The sequence below is a fragment of the Chitinophaga sp. G7 BAM 1005 genome, from assembly GCF_057126945.1.
The window spans coordinates 4409301-4427412 of record NZ_CP181478.1; the positions used below are offsets into that span (position 1 = coordinate 4409301).

20 protein-coding genes are annotated in these 18112 nt (G+C 41.8%); 9 read left to right on the top strand and 11 right to left on the bottom strand.

The window, feature by feature from the left end:
* Positions 1-514: 514 nt before the first annotated feature.
* Positions 515-2485: a sensor histidine kinase gene (locus ACMXI2_RS17440; RefSeq protein ID WP_483777367.1), complete on the bottom strand. Its 1971-nt coding sequence runs from the start codon at positions 2483-2485 to the stop codon at positions 515-517.
* Positions 2486-2515: 30 nt separating this feature from the next.
* The gene (locus ACMXI2_RS17445) at positions 2516-3148 is read right to left on the bottom strand and encodes a LuxR C-terminal-related transcriptional regulator (RefSeq protein ID WP_483777368.1); all 633 of its coding nucleotides are present in this window, start codon (positions 3146-3148) and stop codon (positions 2516-2518) included.
* An 896-nt stretch (positions 3149-4044) separates the two neighbouring features.
* On the opposite strand from ACMXI2_RS17445, the gene ACMXI2_RS17450 reads away from it, so the two are divergent.
* From ACMXI2_RS17450 to ACMXI2_RS17465, 4 genes are all read left to right on the top strand, one after another.
* Complete coding sequence (locus tag ACMXI2_RS17450; RefSeq protein ID WP_483777369.1) at positions 4045-4752, top strand: sensor histidine kinase; 708 nt, start codon at positions 4045-4047, stop codon at positions 4750-4752.
* Positions 4753-4950: 198 nt separating this feature from the next.
* Complete coding sequence (locus ACMXI2_RS17455; protein ID WP_483782404.1) at positions 4951-5253, top strand: transposase; 303 nt, start codon at positions 4951-4953, stop codon at positions 5251-5253.
* On the top strand, positions 5195-5473 hold the full coding sequence (locus tag ACMXI2_RS17460) for a transposase (protein WP_483777370.1): 279 nt from the start codon (positions 5195-5197) through the stop codon (positions 5471-5473). The genes ACMXI2_RS17455 and ACMXI2_RS17460 overlap by 59 nt, the downstream gene beginning before the upstream one ends.
* A gap of 552 nt (positions 5474-6025) precedes the next feature.
* On the top strand, positions 6026-6367 hold the full coding sequence (locus ACMXI2_RS17465) for a helix-turn-helix domain-containing protein (RefSeq protein ID WP_483777371.1): 342 nt from the start codon (positions 6026-6028) through the stop codon (positions 6365-6367).
* An 83-nt stretch (positions 6368-6450) separates the two neighbouring features.
* Here the strand turns inward: ACMXI2_RS17465 and ACMXI2_RS17470 are convergent, their stop codons facing one another.
* From ACMXI2_RS17470 to ACMXI2_RS17500, 7 genes are all read right to left on the bottom strand, one after another.
* Positions 6451-6831 (bottom strand): hypothetical protein, encoded by a 381-nt coding sequence (locus ACMXI2_RS17470; RefSeq protein ID WP_483777372.1) that lies wholly within the window; start codon positions 6829-6831, stop codon positions 6451-6453.
* Between the two features lie 4 nt (positions 6832-6835).
* Positions 6836-7831: an RHS repeat domain-containing protein gene (locus ACMXI2_RS17475; protein WP_483777373.1), complete on the bottom strand. Its 996-nt coding sequence runs from the start codon at positions 7829-7831 to the stop codon at positions 6836-6838.
* A gap of 97 nt (positions 7832-7928) precedes the next feature.
* The gene (locus tag ACMXI2_RS17480) at positions 7929-8336 is read right to left on the bottom strand and encodes a hypothetical protein (protein WP_483777374.1); all 408 of its coding nucleotides are present in this window, start codon (positions 8334-8336) and stop codon (positions 7929-7931) included.
* A 749-nt stretch (positions 8337-9085) separates the two neighbouring features.
* A complete protein-coding gene (locus tag ACMXI2_RS17485) occupies positions 9086-9631 on the bottom strand; it encodes an ORF6N domain-containing protein (protein ID WP_211327025.1) in 546 nt (181 codons plus the stop codon).
* A 33-nt stretch (positions 9632-9664) separates the two neighbouring features.
* The gene (locus tag ACMXI2_RS17490) at positions 9665-10591 is read right to left on the bottom strand and encodes a tyrosine-type recombinase/integrase (protein ID WP_483777375.1); all 927 of its coding nucleotides are present in this window, start codon (positions 10589-10591) and stop codon (positions 9665-9667) included.
* Positions 10581-11549 carry a tyrosine-type recombinase/integrase gene (locus tag ACMXI2_RS17495; RefSeq protein ID WP_483777376.1) on the bottom strand — a complete coding sequence of 323 codons (969 nt, stop codon included), beginning with the start codon at positions 11547-11549 and terminating at the stop codon, positions 10581-10583. The genes ACMXI2_RS17490 and ACMXI2_RS17495 overlap by 11 nt, the downstream gene beginning before the upstream one ends.
* A gap of 51 nt (positions 11550-11600) precedes the next feature.
* The gene (locus tag ACMXI2_RS17500) at positions 11601-12998 is read right to left on the bottom strand and encodes a hypothetical protein (protein WP_483777377.1); all 1398 of its coding nucleotides are present in this window, start codon (positions 12996-12998) and stop codon (positions 11601-11603) included.
* 275 nt (positions 12999-13273) lie between these two features.
* Between ACMXI2_RS17500 and istA the strand changes: the two genes are divergently transcribed.
* Genes istA through ACMXI2_RS17520 form a run of 4 tightly spaced genes read left to right on the top strand, consistent with a single transcriptional unit; the run spans position 13274 to position 16768 of the window.
* A complete protein-coding gene (gene istA, locus ACMXI2_RS17505) occupies positions 13274-14821 on the top strand; it encodes an IS21 family transposase (RefSeq protein WP_483777378.1) in 1548 nt (515 codons plus the stop codon).
* 32 nt (positions 14822-14853) lie between these two features.
* The gene (gene istB / locus ACMXI2_RS17510) at positions 14854-15609 is read left to right on the top strand and encodes an IS21-like element helper ATPase IstB (RefSeq protein ID WP_483777379.1); all 756 of its coding nucleotides are present in this window, start codon (positions 14854-14856) and stop codon (positions 15607-15609) included.
* A gap of 32 nt (positions 15610-15641) precedes the next feature.
* Positions 15642-15929: a transposase gene (locus ACMXI2_RS17515; protein WP_111580750.1), complete on the top strand. Its 288-nt coding sequence runs from the start codon at positions 15642-15644 to the stop codon at positions 15927-15929.
* A 23-nt stretch (positions 15930-15952) separates the two neighbouring features.
* The gene (locus ACMXI2_RS17520) at positions 15953-16768 is read left to right on the top strand and encodes an IS3 family transposase (RefSeq protein ID WP_483782389.1); all 816 of its coding nucleotides are present in this window, start codon (positions 15953-15955) and stop codon (positions 16766-16768) included.
* 131 nt (positions 16769-16899) lie between these two features.
* Here the strand turns inward: ACMXI2_RS17520 and ACMXI2_RS17525 are convergent, their stop codons facing one another.
* On the bottom strand, positions 16900-17157 hold the full coding sequence (locus ACMXI2_RS17525) for a hypothetical protein (RefSeq protein WP_483777380.1): 258 nt from the start codon (positions 17155-17157) through the stop codon (positions 16900-16902).
* A gap of 145 nt (positions 17158-17302) precedes the next feature.
* Between ACMXI2_RS17525 and ACMXI2_RS17530 the strand changes: the two genes are divergently transcribed.
* Positions 17303-17647, top strand: a complete 345-nt coding sequence (locus ACMXI2_RS17530) for a helix-turn-helix domain-containing protein (RefSeq protein WP_483777381.1) — start codon at positions 17303-17305, stop codon at positions 17645-17647.
* 47 nt (positions 17648-17694) lie between these two features.
* Here ACMXI2_RS17530 and ACMXI2_RS17535 read toward each other — a convergent pair whose 3' ends face one another.
* On the bottom strand, positions 17695-18111 hold the full coding sequence (locus tag ACMXI2_RS17535) for a hypothetical protein (protein WP_483777382.1): 417 nt from the start codon (positions 18109-18111) through the stop codon (positions 17695-17697).
* Position 18112 lies beyond the last annotated feature (1 nt).

Here is an 18112-nt window from a genome sequence, read left to right on the forward strand (position 1 = left end):
AAAAATCCCCTGAAAAATATTGAAAGGCGTCCCAAGGCAGCTGCATTATCTCAGCAATTTTTCTTACAGCTCATACTGCTTGTAGTGTTTCGACAAAATTAGCAACTTAGTATCAAAGTGATATATACGGCTATAGATTATAGCAATAATTTGCTATGTTATTTAAAAAAACAGCATAAAATTATTATTCTTACACGAGCAAACACACCTATACTGCAAGCTGTTTTGCTTTTCGTATGACTATTTTCCCTGTTCCTACGGGAACGTCTAAACGATTAAAAAATCACGACAAAATATATTTTTTTTCAGGAGACGAATTGCCCAAATATGGCAAGTCCAGATTGTACCCTGATTTTGCAGGGGATCTGGCGGAGCATTGTGGCAGGGTGTTGTATGCTAAAAGTATAATTAATTTGTGATAGCTGTAATAGCCATAATACCCAATACAGGGTTACAAAACATAGTAAAGCAACATACAGGTGCAACTGGCAATATTTTGTCTGCTAGTGCAACATTAATGAGCGCCGGTATAGGATAATGCCAACGGGATAGATACAATTATCTCAGTTCCTTCAGCGTTTGAATTTATGGTTATTTTACCATTTAGATATTGAATCCTGCGGCGAATCGAATCCAGGCCTATAGTTGATTTGTTGCTGCCGGATTTCTTTCCACCTAATCCAATCCCGTCATCGCTGATCGTCAATATCAGGCTATCCTCTTCTTCATAAACCAGGATGCTTACATTTTTAGCTCTGGCATGTTTGATGATATTGGTGATAGCCTCCTGGACAATACGGAGTAATGCAATTCGTGTATCTGTATCGACGTTAACCATTGAATTATCGTCGATTAGAATGGTTTTATTGTAGCGGCTGTCGGGCAGCGCATGATCTGTTAGCAGCCTGACCTGCTTTTCAAAAGATAGCTCCTGTTGCCCGTCTGCAGCGCTGAACCATTCATGGCTTTTTCTTCTGGCTGCCTCATAAGCGTTGGTTGTCGCTAACTGCAATCTACTCAATTTATTTTTCAGGATAATATCTTCGGTATCCATTGATAGCGTTTCCAGTTGATGCCTGATGGCGGCAATGGACGAAGAAAGGCCATCGTGAAGATCCTGCCCAAGTCGTCGCTGCTCTTCCCTCACCGCCTCATGTTTGGCCTCTTCCATGGAGATAATCTGCATATTGGTAGCATTATTTAACGCTTCAATCTGCGATTTGGCTTTCCTGCTTCGATAAAGCATGATCAGGTAGATGGACAGTATAATGAAAGCTGCAGCGGATGAAATAATCACCAGCCAGGATGTTCGCTGTTTTTTAATGGCTTCTGAATGCTGGAGCTCAATCTTCGTGTTTTCGGCGTCAGTGTAGGCATATAGCAAACTATCCATTTGTGTCAGCAACAATGACTTCGCCTTTCGTTCATTTGCCAAAGATTTGGCTAGCCATGTGTAGCCTCCGTGAAAATCTCCTTGTGCAACTTGAAGTTTTGCTTTGTATTCATCAACTACCGGTTGCTGGCTTTTAAAAAAAACTGGAAGTGATGCAAGTTTATTGATATAAAGGCGGGCACTATCTGTTTTTTTTAAGGCCAGGAAGCGATCCGTTTTCAATTCAAGAAGTGTTCTTTCTATAAAGGTTGTCGTCTGTTCTTTATAGGTATTTTTTAGTGTTTGTATGCTATCAAGCAACGCCCCTGCCTTGGTTTGCCTTCCTTCAATGAGGGCAATATCATACTGCCTTAGCAGTATAAAATAGTCGTTGTAAAGCATGAATTCTTCATTAAGAGGGTATTTTCTCTTTAGTTCAGTACTAATTTGGTCGGCCACCAGTGCCGTCTGGTAAACCGCTGCCGTATCATGCATATTTATATAGGACTCGAAGGCTCCCATTAAAACGTCTATTGCATGCATTCCGTTAACATTATCAGTTTTTTTATTTCGCAACAGCTCAGGCAAGTGTTTTATATACTCTTCTTTACCCTTATAAAGAGAGATAACTTTATCATATAATTGCTGTTCCAATAAAATATGTACTTTATTCTGCTCTTCAAGCAAAGGACGTATTCTACCGTTTTTCTCTAATTCCTTAGATTCTTTTTCTGTATAATATATAGCAGCCCCAGTTTCTCCAAACATTAGTGCATTATTGCCTAATGCCAGATAGTAGTTTACACGAGGGTGTCCGTATTCTTTTTTCTTCCAGGCAATCTCCTTATACAAGCTGAGGATGTTTGCCAGTTCCTGGGTTCTGAATTCGATTCCTTCATCAAGAAACGCTCGAGTCAACGAATAGGCCTGATCCAGGTATTTGTCATCTGAAATATTACCAGCATAATATGCCTTGTTCAATTTGTCAAAATCCTCTTTTGCTTTGGTTGCCGATTGTCCAGCAGCAATTGGACGCTGGCAGATCAGAAGTAGAAAAAAAACGATAAGGAAGTACAAATTCTTTCGAGACAAACAAGATTGGGTTGTCATCATAAGGATTGAATAAATATTTTACCGGTCTGTTTAGATTAGTTCCTGTTTGCGCGCATATGACAACAATGCCGTAATGGAATTGACATTCACTTTTGTCATCATATTACGTCTATGCGCTACAATGGTATGTTTACTAAGGTATGTTCGTTCTGCCGTTTGAGCAATAGATAATCCATGTGCAAAATGTTGCAAAATCTCTACTTCCCTCGCCGAAAACGGTGTCATGCTTTTTAAATTTGAATTCGAGTTAATTTCAGCTATCACCGGGCAGATATATTGTTCGCCACGGCTTACTGTAGCCAGGCATTCAAGAATCGCATCAAATCCTGATGATTTACTAATAAGCCCGTGGGGACTATAGCTGAGAATATTAGTGATGGCTGTTGGACTGGCTACAGAACTTACTACAATAATAATAACGTGTTTATTTAATCGTCTGGCCACATTGATAAGCGGGAGCCCATTTTGATTTTTCAAATAATAATCCAGGAATAGATAAATGTGAGTCCTGGAATGTTTAATCAGGAATTTAGTTAATTCCTGCTCCTCGCCGAGCGTATGTACTGAACGAAAAATTTCCAGCCGTTCAATCAATGCCGAAAAAGAGTCTGCAAACAAAAGGTGATCATCAAATACGATTGCTATAGCCTCCTTTTTTTTCATAAGTATCTTCTATAAAAACCCGAATATAGCAAAAAAATGAGATTTGATATAGGGAAGATGAATGCAGGTATATATCGATAACTCATTAATGCTATATATAAATTACTTTAGTCCGGTAATAAATTTAAACCCCATAATGCCACCGCAACTAATAAATGTCGTTATGACATTTATATCTTTCTATAATCCAAATTTTCGTTCCGGTTTTTATGCGAAAGAAAATCCGTTCAAAGGTGCTATTGTTTCTCATGTAAAAATAGCAAAAAACTGCTATTTTTCTAACTTTCATAGCATGTTATTGTCTTAAGGTCTAGTCTTATACCCCGTTTTAAAAAGAAGTGGATAAATTTGTAGTCTTTCAGGACTCCTGTCAGGAGTATGAGCTATGTGGAAAATTGCTGTGACAAAGCATAAGATCTGTATTAGCTTGAATAGCTAATGGTCAATTTGATTGTGACAGGTCGTAAATGTAACCCAGCAGTATCTATGCTATAATGGAGATATTACCCCTCATTCATCTTTACAGTGTGTGTAAATATATGTTTACCACTAATCAATAAGTAAGATACAATTATAATAGCAAGCAATTAGCAGAATAAATAAAGTCATAAAATTTAATTTTCAGAATGCGATTAATAATTAAAAATGCCGAAACTACTTGTATTACCCATGCTTCACACCCGAGCCGACTGAATGTAGACATTGCAGGAATAGAGCCTGGAGATATCCTGCTTCAGATAAATATAGGTCAGGCCATAAGCTACTATGGTATAACAGAATTACTCGACACTATTGGTGACCAGGAAATCAGGGCTCATCTTTTAAATTCAGGAGGGTAAAACCAAATAGACGTAAAAATATAAGGTTAAGACAATTGTTCACATTATCCCATAATGATGAGAAAAAAGCAAGATACTTCAGATAGCTTCAGCAAAATGCTGGTTTCAGTATTAGTACATGACCTCAGACAACCATTTGCTACACTTCTCTCGGCTGCAGACATGATCAAATATGCAGATCACCCCTTATCCGAAGAAGAATTGTATATGATCTTTGACCATATGCGTCATACGGCATCAAAAAGTATTAAGCTGCTTGATGGACTGGTTTTCTGGATGAAATCCCAAAATAACGGTTATACCTGTCAAACACAATCCTTACCCTTACGTGATCTGATCAACAGCGCAAATGGGCTGTATATTCATGATCAGGCGAGTAAATCTATTAGTATTTCTAATACTATTCCAGAGCATCAACTGGTTCGTGCAAATAAAGAAATGCTGCAATTTATTAATAGAAATATTTTAAGTAATGCCACCAGATACTCCCCCCCGGGAGGAATCATAAATATATCATGCAGTGTTGAAGACAATCAGATTACAGTTGCCTTTGCAGATCAGGGGATAGGGATTAGGGAAGAACAGCTTGAACGGTTATTTAGTATCCAGGATACCAGGCTGTTAGACAGCCATTACCTTCAAGGCGCCGGAATTGCTTTAAGTATTTGCCAGGATATGATCTGGCAAATGGAAGGAAAATTATGGGCGGAATCTGCATACGGTCATGGAGCCACTTTTTTCTATTCAATACCGCTTCTGGCGTAGTCATGTATTCAGCCCTGTATATCCATATAATATCCGACTCCCTTTATCTTATTGCAAAAACGTACGGGAATAGAAATGGTCAGTAGCATAAGGCATGAATCGAACACCTGAAATCATTTATTTCATGGAGCCTTTACTATTAGATGAACTCACGGAATAATCTTACGATCAAAACCCAAACACCCGAAGGCCCTTGGCCTGGAAGATATTCTAATAACAACCACGGATAATCTTAATGGTTTTACTCAGACCATCCAATCGGTGTTCCCACAGTCTGCCACTCAGGTTTGTGTCGTACACCAGATACGTAACAGCTGCCGCTATGCAGTCTGGAAAGATAAAAAGGAGTTTACCTCGGACATGAAAGATGTTTATGCAGCTCCAACCAGACAAGCTGCCATGACTGCTCTTGACGTCCTGGATGTTAAATGGAGTGTAAAGTATGCATACGGTATCCAAAAGCTGGTGCGAAAACCGGGAAGACCTGACTGTCTTTTTTAACCTCCACATGGAGATCAGACAGATCATCTACACGACCAATCCCATCGAAAATCTGAACGGCAAAATTAGAAAATACACCAAAAACTGGCTATCCTTCCCTACTGACGAAGCTGTCCTTAAATCTGTATACCTGGCTTTGCGAGAAGTATCAAAAAAATGGATCATGCCCATTAGAAACCGGGGCATGGTCCTAAATCAGTTTTTAACTATTTTTCGATAAAAGAGTGAGAATCTAATCATTATTTTGATCCCCGGTTTTTACGTTTACACACTTAGTGATATAGTCCCAAAACCTGCGAACAGCGCAGGTTTTCTAAAACTTCTGTGATCCCTGTGGTACAGAAATCGAACTTTCTTCGCATTGTCTTTAAAGATTTATATAATGTTTTTAATTAATACCTTATCAATCACTACCCTTATGTACCTTAAATCATATCATGTCGCGGGGGCCAGATAGGACTCAGTAACTGTTTGAGGTAATCGAAGATCAGTCTTATATCTTCGCCATGGTTACTAACTTTATTTTCAAGTTGCTCCAGCTTCAATAAAATATCTTTGTGAGCTGAAATCATCTCCCGCATCCGATGAAATATCCGTATTATCTGAATATTTACAGCTATGGCCCTCTAACTGTTCAAAACACAGGAAAGTATGGTCACACCTTGCCCACTAAAGCAAAAGGGTGCGTAGCGAAGTCCCTTAAATTCTTCTTTAGAGGACGCAAATTGCGTCCTCCAATTCTCAAACTCTTCTTTGTCCATTATAAATATTGATGGATTGGAAGATGCAATTATACATTGCTACGCAACGTAAACAGCTTAAAATTTCCCAGGACGAACTGGCTAAAAGAGTGGGAACATCTGCGCCCATTATTGGTCGCTATGAACGTGGGGAGATCAAGCCTTCTATTGAGATGGCTAAAAAAATTGCAGATGAACTGGGCGTTACGGTTGATTACCTGATTGGCGGCTCTACCAGCATGGTACTGGATAAAAAGCTCCTTAAAAGAATGGAAGATATTGAGGCCTTGCCTGATGAGGAAAAAGAAAAAATTTATTATTTTATTGATATGGCTATTACATATAACAAAACTAAAAAAGCATATTCACGATAAAGTATCAAGCCCGTACAATTTTGCACGGGCTTGATATTTTATGATAGCCATATGGATTATCCATATAACACATTATATCTCCTCTATAATTCTTCAATTAAAAATACTTTATAAGCATATAATTCCAAAGTATCACCTGCTTCAAACTCCAAATAAAAATACCGCCTTCCATCTGCCGAGGATTCATATAATGTATTATTAATCTCAAAACGCCCTCTGTAAAAATTATTAAGTGTACTACTATCCGACGTCAATTGAAGTAGCAAATTTAATTTTGCTACTATAACATCTTTAAATTCCAGAATTAAATTCTTCGCTCCTTCAAAAAAACATCTCAAACTTTGACTGTCAGAATCATATAATATACTACGGCAATCATAGTCATTGTGTAAATCAATAATCCCATTGCTAGTTTCAAAAATCAATAAGCTTTCGAAAAGGGGGGATTCTGTCAAATCTAACATAGTATTACTTTTTCAAATTTTCTAAAAACTTTCGCACTAAACGAACATCTGCTTTACTCATAGGATCAGCATTTTTAGATACCCTTGAAATGCTTTTTACAATATTATCAACGATGTTCTTTCTGTAAGTCTGCATATGTGGTGTTGGTACACCCGCATGTTCTTTACCTGCAAGATCATACCTGATTTGAAGAGTTGGCGTTTTTATTGTTACCGAATTCTTGCCGCCATTCTGACTATCTTTAACATTTGTGGCTTGCTCTTTAACTGATGGACTTGTAGAGGCATTCTCACCAGGGCTATTCCCTCCTTCAATATATTTAATTGGACTAAAAATGTTTGTTGCACCAAAACCTATTGCCGACACTCCATGTATTGCAACAGGAACGGCTACAGCTGTTGCTCCTCCAAAACTCAGTACCTCACCACCTGCTGCTGCTACATTTTCCGCAGTACCGGTTACAATAGAACCAGCATCTCCTAACTTTGCTCCAATTTGATAGGCTATGGCATTTTTCCCGACAAGCCCTGTCGATTCCACTCCTATTCTTCCCGCTCCACCTAAATTATTAGACACATAAGCATTCGTGGCGCCCGCTGCAGCTGATACTATTTGCTGTCCAGTTTGCACAACAGCATTCCCCAACCTCTCCAAAAGCCCAGGCCCACCTTCTGCGGGCTCATCTCCTAAAAAGTCATTATACCTGATCGGGTTATCATAGTTAGAAGCATACGGCGACCATGCCTCCATATTCTCGATCTTCGGGTCTATCTGATTCCACCTGCCTATCTGTGGATCAAGGTTTCTAAATTGTGCATCATATATATCCAGATCCTCTGTAAACTCGATCCCATTATACTTTTTCTTGTTTTCTGGATAGTTACTTCCTTTTAGCGCATTAGATGATATTCCACTCATGGTGAGCCCAAATGGATAATAATGTGTCTCCTCCAGCACCGGTCCTGATACACTTTTCCTGATCACTTCCCCGTTGGCCACACATTTTTTTCAAAGACCTGCCCCTAAAATAAATAAAATCCGGACAGTGATGCCCGGATTTTATTTATTTTGCCACTGCTTTATTTAGTACCGCTACTTAAAGCAACTCAAGGGCCTGGGTCATTGTACCCGGGCTTCGTTTTTTAAGCCAGGTATTGAACCAGCACGACAGGAACTTGTCGCGGTAAGCGGCGTATTTCTTTTCAGCCTCCTGGCTGCCGTTGCACCAACGGTTACGCAGCTGCTCCAGTTCATAGAACATCTGGTGCAGTTCTTCGTTTTCAAAAAGATGCAGTCCATAACCGCAGTTCATAAAATAATCAATCGCCATCCATCGCTCGTTGCTTCCGTTGCCGCCGTACAGGTCATGGCCCAGATCATTGATAAAAACCTGCAAGATTCTTGACAGATCAACGTCCAGCAGTTCGCATAATAAACGTACCTGTTCCGGTACTTGCAGGGCGTAGCTTTCCTCGCCACGCTGTAGCTGTGTTTTGTTTTCCATAAACTATATTTTAAAAATGAAGAATAAAAAACAATCTCCTACAAGGGATAAAACGAACGTCCGGGAGAATAGATGATGTGTTACTGCCGCTGATCTTATATTCTCAGGTTGATCAGGGAACTATCGTCCAGCCTATATTCTGTCGCTGCCCACATCATCTGTTCTCACGGACGCAGCAAGATAGTACAACAGTTGATCAAGGTACTATCGCTGATGTTCGCGCAGCTTATTCTCCGGTCGCCGGGCCAGCGGTATAACGCTGATGGCTATATCCTGTCGCCCCAACAGACGGTCTGCCGCCCCGCACCGCCATTCCCCCCTGGCCGCTGGGGCGGTAGCCAGAGCGCAGGCCCTGGAGCGCAGCGGAAGGGCCCAGCGAGGGCGAGCCCCAGCAGGCCGCGCCTTCGTCCTTTATCTCGCCGGGAGCGCCAGCGGACGGCAAAATCAAAAATGGAAGGCCAGGGGGGACGGCGGGGGGCGGACAAAATGGACAGCGAAGGGATGGCGGGCATAAAGGCAACCTCGATTTAAACACCTCCTTAGCCAGACCGGGAGCTGGCCGAACGGAGGGTGAGGGAGCGCAAAAAGCGTGACAGGACGGAGCGCGGCCCCTGTAGCGCAGCGGAAGGGGCAAGCGCAGGACTGGCGCGCCTTTTTGCCGACTAAGCCCGCAGTGAGACCTTTTTACCTGCCAAGGCTTTATACTCATGCGTATAATTATATTATCCCGCTAGAACATCCACTGTTGCCTATTCTACGGCCTCATCATGCCGTGTAAACCCTATCCTTACCCGTGGTTCCTGTGGAGAGCTTAACAACTGTTTCAGATATTCAAAAACAAGCTCTATCTGCTCATCATGACCGGATACACGCTTTTCCATCTGTTCAAGTTTTAATAATATATCCTTATGCGTTAGTATCATTTCCCGCATCCGGGTAAAGATGCGGACGATTTGGATATTTACGGCGATGGCTCTATCGCTGTTCAACACACTGGCCAGCATTACAGCGCCATGCTCTGTAAAGACATACGGCAGGTTTGCGGAGAACTTCAGGCTTTTAAGGTGGTCGCATTTTGCGACCACCTCCTCCTTTTCCTCTGTGGTCAACTGGAACATAAAGTCCTCCGGGAAGCGTTTAAGATTACGTTTTACCTGCTCATTCAGCCGCTTTGTAGGAACACTATACAACTCCGCAAGATCTTTATCAACCATCACCCTTTTGCCTCTGATAAGCAGTATTTTGCTCATAATAGATTCGTCCGGTAACATTACCTCCTTGTCTGTTTTACTCATTACTGGTAACTTTTATGTTTAAAATAGATTTACTTACAACGGATGGAACCTGTTTACAGCTTCCTGTAGCCCTTCCAGTACATTCTGTTTATATGCTTCCGTAGAACTTACATATTTATGCCCTGCCAGATGCTGCACCTTCCTAAGATCATGCTGTTTCAGCCACTGTGTGATAACACTGGTCCTTATCTGATCAAGGTTCTTTATCCTGCTATTGATCTGCCGTAACTGCTTTAACAGCGTTTGAGTAACACCATAAAAATTATGACCACCATCCCGTTGTACAAAAAGTTGATCCGTGATTACGCCTTCTGGTAAAAGCTGTTTTCTCACTTCATGCAGGTAGTCCATTATCTCATACACCTGGAAGCTCTCTAACGTCATATTCCTGGCCGCAGTTCTTCGTTTAGCATGTATCATGATCTTGCCTTCCCGCAACTGTAAGTCAGATGTTTTTAGCGCTGCCACTTCCTCTACACGCAAGCCCTGATACACCAACAGACTTAATATCACCCGGTTGCGCCTCCTGGATAAAATATTCATTTCCTGTGGTGGTAGCATCTTTCCGGGTTCATGAGTGATATTTGTAGTGTAATGCTGATAAAGTTCTTCCAACTGTGCAGCGTTTAAAATATCATAATATGCACGGCGCTTAATACCCTGTACCTTAATACTACTAACTGGGTTTTCTTTGACCATGCCCTCACTGATCAGCCACTCATAATACTTACGTACATGCGTTAGATACCCGGATACAGTTCTCTGTGATGCGCCACCCCTACTGCTCCATTTCATAAAGTCCAGCATATCACTATAGCTTATATCTTCCAGCTCCGGTATATTCTCCTTATCTGCCCACTGGCGCAGGTAATTAACTGCTCGTATGACCGTTTCAATGGTAGCAGTACTGTAACGCTTTATAACCAGGTATTCCCGGAACTTACTATAATCAGATAGCATGTATATGGGGATTTTGCTGTTCTAAAAAGTGGGTGTATATCTGTGTACTTTCAAGGCTGGTATGGCCTAAAAAGTCTTTGATACGTTCCAGCGTCATGCCATTTTGCAGCAAGTGCGTAGCAATGCTATGCCGCAATGTATGCAGGTGTACCTCTTTTAGCTGTAGTTCCAGGTTACCAGATAAAGCGATCAGTAATTTCAACCGTACCAACAACGCCTGACCTCCTAGCCGCCTGCCGCTATAAGTAACAAAAAGGGCATCCTGTTTCCCTGTTATAAAGTAAGGACGGGCATCATACAGGTATTGTTCCAGGTATTTAATACCCTGCTTTGTAACCGGAACAAAACGTTCACGGTAACCTTTCCCCTTACGAACATGCAGCAGGGAGCTATGGAACTGGATATCACCGGTATCAAGATGATAACCTTCATTCCTTCTTAACCCGCAACCGTAGAACACTGCCAGCATTGCCCGGTCACGCTTCTGCATCGTTTCATAAAACTGGGCGCCTTTATCATGTTTACGGGATTCATAGGGCTGGTAAGTAGTTTCAAAAAGCAGCCTGATTTCTTCCTGTGTTAATACATCGGTGATAATACCTTCACCGCTTTCAGTACGTATATCCAACCTGGGAAGCAGCAGCCTGCCGCTCTGACGTAGATAATCGCTGAACTTCTGTAATGCCTGTAAATGTTTGTTCAGATAGCTATTACTTAACCCGCCACCACGACGCTGATTAGGCCGGCCTTTCAGCTTATAATAATGATCTTTGAACAGGTGTATATCTAGCTGATGTAAACCTGCATAGCCTTTACTCTCCGCGTAGTAAAGCAGCTCCTGTATATGGTTAGGTAACTGATAAACGGTTTGTTCATTATAGCCCAGCGTTCCTAACCACTGCCCGTAACTTTGGACAATATAACGGTAGGCCTCACTTTTTAAGTCAAGCTGTTTCATGATACAATAAGTTTTTGTGTGCGGTATGTATTATCCGTATAACGTGAGCCGTTAGGCCAACTGCTTCTTTCTCTTTCGTTTATCCGGCTCACTTATCTGATGGGCTGTTACTGAACCATTGAGCCCTTCCGTCACTTCATCCAGTACGGTAATGATACGTTGCTGTAATTGCTGGTATTCTTCATAGCTCAATACTTCATAATGATACGCCTTTGTGTAGCGGCTTTCCACCTGCCGTATATATCCCACTTGTAGCAGGGCTGCATGATGCCGCTTTACCGTACTTAGTGGGATACGCATCATGGTGCGGATGCCGCTATTGGTAAAAGTCTTTTCACCACTGCTTTCCAGGTACTTTTTAAGCTGCTCAAAATATTGACGGGTAGCACCGCTCAGCTCATCGCTTTTACGCAACAGTATACCTTTCATCAGCTCATTGGCCTGCCTTATATCATCTATGGTTGTTTCAATATAACATTCACCTGTTAGCTGGTCTGTCTGTAACTCCCGATGGTATTGCTTATAAAAGGTGATCACTTCTATAAAGGCAAGGTAATGCGCATTGGTGCGGCGCTGTTTAAAAACCTCCTTCGGTATCTTTAACAGCTCTGCATAAGGATTACGGACGGTAACAGGTTTTAATATACGTTGTACGTTCTGTAACAACTGGCGGGACTGTTGTTCCGCAGCGCTGTTTACCTTACCCGCACTTAGTTTGCGCTGATAGTCCATAATGCGATCATCCTGCTCTATGCTTTCATCCAGGTATAACAGGAAGCAGCGGTTAGCATTATCTTCATACAAGCTCTCATGTGTAGTACAACCCGCAATACTAACAGGACCATGTACTTTTAAATGGATGGTTTTAGTATTGCCGTTGCGGTCCTTGATGGTAACGGTTTTGCTGATACGCTGCTTACTTTGCAGTTCCCGCAAGGGATACAGGGCTGACCATATACCGTCCAGGTCTTCTATCAGTATTAGCTTATGGCCTAACTCACCTTTATCAAAATAATAAAATGCGTTCTCTGTTAAAGCGGTGATCTCGATCTTATCTTCATCAGGCATCAGGTCACCGATCTTTTCCTGCAGGTGGCTTTTACCGGTACCACTGCTGCCGAAGCTGATCACATGTAGCGGGCGGCTGGTCTTACGGCTGGTGAAGATCAGGTACATGATCAGGCGGTTTAGTTCTTCTCCTACCATGCCACTGCTGCCGATCATTTCGCCTGTGCGTTCCAGTAAGTCAGGCTGTTGTAAAAACTCCATAGCCTGCTGCTGCTCTGCTGCTGTAAGCACTTTCAGCGATTTTACCTGCTCCTGCTTGCGGGCTTCTATCTGTTGTAAACGGTAACTTTCCAGTTGGTCGGTGATTTCGCCTAGCGCCTGTACTACAGGACTGCTGCCGACTTCCAGCCTATCAGCTATCAACCTGGACAGCTTTTCCACCTGGTGATGATTATATAAATCAAGATTTTGGCGGATGCTGGATATTACGGCCTATAGTGTACCACTCGTTTCAGTCCAAAGTTTACCAGCGATTTCAGTGCAAAGTGTACCAGTTTTAACTGTTCTAATTATGGTATTTCAGTGCAAAGTGTACCACTCGACTAGGGAATAAACTGACATTACGGCGCAAAGTGTACCACTTCTCAAAGACTTGTTGATAGCATTTTTTCACGGCCTTTCTTTGTAATAAAAGCATGGCCAATAAAGTGATTCAAATGCAACATATTCGTGCGCTCATGCAGTTGATTGAGAAGGGATACTCTTTAAGGTCTATCACTGCTCAATTAAAATTATCCCGACAGGCTGTAACCCTATATAGTATCAGGCTTAAGAATGCCACCACTGCCTTTGAATCTCTTCGACAGTTGCCGGATGCGGAGTTGGCCAAAATTGTTTACCCGGTAGAGGGACCAGCTGACTTTGACGATAATGTTCGAAGGCTGGAGTTCAATAAACAGATACCTTATTTTCAAGCGGAACTTAAGCGCACGGGAGTTACCCGCTTATTGCTGTGGGAAGAATACAGTAAGGAATTTGCATCCCATTATCGGTATACCCAATTTTGTATTCTGCTGAAAGAATCCAGTAAGATCTCGCAGGCTACTATGCACCTGGTGCATAAACCCGGAGAGATGGTGATGGTTGATTTTGCCGGAGACAAAATGAGCTATATTGATAAATCTACCGGTGAGATTGTTGATTGCCCAGTCCTGGTAGCTGTGCTACCGTTTAGTAATTATTCATTTGCTATGGCATTGCCTAATGCAACCATTCCCCAGGTAATCAAAGCTTTGAATGCCTGTCTTCAATATTATGATGGGGTTCCGTTAAGCCTGAAAACAGATAACATGAAACAGGTGGTCACCAAGCCATCCCGATATGAACCCCTTTTTAGTGAGGCCTTGCAACAATGGGCACTTCATTACAACATCACGTTGTTGGCAACCAGGCCCGTGAAGCCCAAAGACAAAGCGGCGGTAGAGAACCTTGTAAAGATTGCCTACCAGCGCATCTATGCACCCCTAAGAGATCAAACATTCTTCCATATCAATGAGATGAATACCGCCATTGCAGTGCAGTTGGAGATCCATAACCAGAAGCTATTCCAGTTAAAAGATCACAGCCGGGTTCAATTATACGCCAGCCAGGAAAAAGATTTGCTGCAGCAGCTACCAACAGATGTCTTTGTAATAAAGCACCGGGTGCTGGCTAAGGTCCAGAAGAACTATCATATTACCCTGGGGGAGAACTATCATCATTACAGCGTTCCATATCAGTTCATTGGAAAGAAAGTGAGTGCCGTTTACGACACTGATGTGGTAGAGATCTATTATCAGCATCAGCGCATTGCCATGCACATCCGGAGTTATAAGAAACATGGGTTCACGACAACAGGAATACATATGCCAGCTGGCCATCAGAACTATGCACAGCAACAAGGATGGACGCCCTCGTACTTTTTAAAACAGGCAATAGCCATCGGCCCCTCAGTCCAGTCTTACGTGGATGAGGTATTAAAAAGCAAGGCCTATACAGAACAAACCTATAACGCCTGTCGGGGCATCCTGCGGTTAAACCATGAATATGGACCGATAAGGTTACAAGCAGCTTGCAGCCGTGCTTTGAACGGCATCACTTTTAATTACAGAACCTTGCAAAATATCCTGATCAACAACCTGGATCAGTTAGATATCACAGAACCTCCGGATCTGTTCAAGCTTCCGGACCATGAAAACCTCCGTGGGGCAGGAACCTATCAATAAATATCTTCAATAATTAACTAAATAATCACCACATGAATCAGCAAAGCACACTAGATCAATTACAGGAACTCAAACTATCAGGTATGGCAAAAAGGTATGCAGCCATTTTAATGCAGCCCGTGCATCAACAACCAGAACCACATATGTTGATCGCTTCGCTGGCAGAAGCGGAAGCTGGTTACCGGGTACATCAGAGAACCCAACTTTACCTACGGCTTGCCAAACTCCGTTACAATGCAACACCTGAAGAAATTAATTGCACCCCGGCAAGGGGAATAACCAAAGAAGTGCTGATCACGTTATCTGATGGCATGTTCATTGAAAAATCAGAAAATCTATTGATCACAGGGGCGACCGGATGTGGTAAAAGTTATCTGGCCTGCGCTATGGGAAGGAATGCTTGTCTACTTGGCCATAGAACTTTGTATTACTCGATGAACAGGTTCGTTGAAGCACTGGCGGCTGCAAGGCTTGATGGAACTTACATACGGTGGCTAAATATGATTGCTAAAACACCATTGTTAATAATCGATGACTTTGGGTTGATGCCATTGAGTAATGATATGAAATTAACCCTACTCCAAATCCTGGAAGATCGCTTCGCTAAAGGCGCGACCATTATTACCTCTCAATTACCTGTCAATAAGTGGTATGAATATATCAATGAACCTACACTGGCTGATGCAATCTGTGACAGGCTGACAGCAAACGCCCATAAAGTGGAACTGAAAGGTGAATCCTTAAGAAAGAAGAATATAATGGTCCCCGAAAAAAGGTCCGGTATTTAAGATAGAAAAAATCATCTTAAATTGCCAAAGTAATGACTAAAAAGAGCAGACGTAAATTTACCGGGGACTTCAAAGCAAAAGTTGTATTAGAAGCCCTGAAGGAGCGCAGCACAATTGAGGAGCTGGCGAAGAAGTATGAGCTACACCCAACACAAATAAACACGTGGAAACGGGAAGCTGCCGCGAAATTGGCTGGAGCATTTGACTCTGACGCTCCCACCAGCAATAGCGAAGACCAGGAGGCACAAATGGAGAAACTATATGCCCAAATCGGTCAATTGAAGGTGGAGAATGATTTTTTGAAAAAAAAGTTGCGGTGAAGTCACTAGTCTCCCGTAGAAAAATGATTGAATCTTCAAATCCATCAATAAGTATTCGTCAGCAATGTCGGCTATTGAGCTTGCATCGTAGTGGATTATACTACCAGCCGCTTGCAGAAACGGAGGAGAATCTGACAATAATGCGCTTGCTTGATGAGCAGTACTATAAGACTCCATTTTTCGGGGAACGGAAGTTAAAGATCTGGTTGCGTGGCCTGGGATACTTCGTCAACCGCAAGCGGCTTGGCCGCTTAATGAAGCTAATGGGCTGGGAGACGTTATATAAAAGACCTGGTACGAGTGATCCGAATACATCACATAAGGTATACCCCTATTTACTTAAAGGGTTAGCGATTACGAGGGCCAATCAGGTATGGGCAACGGACATTACTTATGTGCCCATGCGTAAAGGCTTCATGTACCTTTGTGCGGTAATTGATTTGCATACCCGGTACGTAGTAAATTGGAGTGTCAGCAATACGATGACTGCAGACTGGTGTAAAAGCGTAGTTGAAGAAGCGATAGCGACAAGTGGTAAACCTGAAATATTCAATACTGATCAAGGGAGCCAGTTCACCAGTGAAATATTTACCAGCATCCTGAAAAAGCATGAAATACAGATCAGTATGGATGGAAAGGGAAGAGCGATTGACAATATTTTTGTTGAGAGGTTATGGAAAAGCGTGAAGTATGAAAATATTTATTTGAACGTATACGAAGACGGAGTAAGTTTGTATCAAGGATTGCAACAGTACTTTGAGTTTTATAATACAGAGCGCTTCCATCAATCACTGGGATACAAAACACCAGCGGATCTTTACAGAAAGATTGCTGCCTAGCCCCTGACGGGGCTTGTGCTAACAAAACAGATGCGCAGGCGCATCCATTTTGTTAGCACTTGAAAAAGCTTAGATCTACAAATTATCGGTCCTGACATTGGGGACCATTATAGAAAAACAACTAAATTACATCAGCTACCACGAGTCTTTAAATGTGGTACACTTTGCGGTGAAATACTGGTACACTTTAACCGTAATATCCAGATGGCAAGATTTGCAATATCAGGATGATCAAGATAGTGCTGGAACTTACGGTTTAATACTTCCACCTTCAACGTGACCCGCATCCGGTCTAAACCATCCAACCGGATACCTCCCAGGATAGTAAACCCCAGTTCCTCCGTTTGGTAAGTAATGGCTTCCTGATTGTCAATATTGATCTTAGCCATAAAAAATATTTTTTCTTCACCTATTGGTGACAAAGATAATTGATAGGTAAATTAAAAACAAACTTTTCATTGTTGTTTTTCACCTATCAATAAACTAATTTTACTAAAACGCCGATCAATCAGGCATTTTCATCACTTATTAGGTATGGATTTAGGTAATAAAATAGTACAACTGCGTAAAGAGAAGGATCTTAACCGGGACGAACTCGGTAAGGCTGTAGGTACCTCTGGTGCTATCATTGGCCGTTATGAGCGTAATGAGATTACGCCATCTGTAGAAGTTGCCGCAAAAATTGCGGACGCACTTGACGTAAGCCTGGATTATCTGGTGGGTAACACGACCTTTTTAGTGAAGGATAAAAAAATGCTCTATCGCCTGGAGCTGCTGGATAAGATTTCAGAAGATGACCGTAATACCATTCTGCGCGTGGTAGATGCCTTTCTTAAAGAAGCACAACTCACTACTACCGCTAAAAAACTAAAAGCATAAAACATAAATAGCCGCAGGCGTTGCCTGCGGCTATTTATGTTTTATGACTATGCCTTTCTCTTCTTATTTAAAATAAATTTCAATATATCATATATAACGAACCATACAGCAGGTTCAACTTGTAATTTGATAATATGATCTCCTATTGTTACAGGTAAATAGTTATTATTCTTTTTAGCCTGATAATTAGTTTCAACCTCTCCTAAACCAACCTTATTTATTAGAGATAGATCATAGTGATCAATTTTGTTATACTGCATGATAATTAACCTCATATTAGTTATGACCCAACTATAATCAGTAGATTCTTTATAACATAAAATTGCGCCCTCTTTTTCAGAGAAAAAATCTTTACTTAAAAAAAACAACCGCTTCTCCTGATCGGCATCCTTCCATAAAAAAGTTTTCTCACCAGCCACATTGCTCCTTCTATACTTAGCCTCTACTACTGATACGCTAATCATC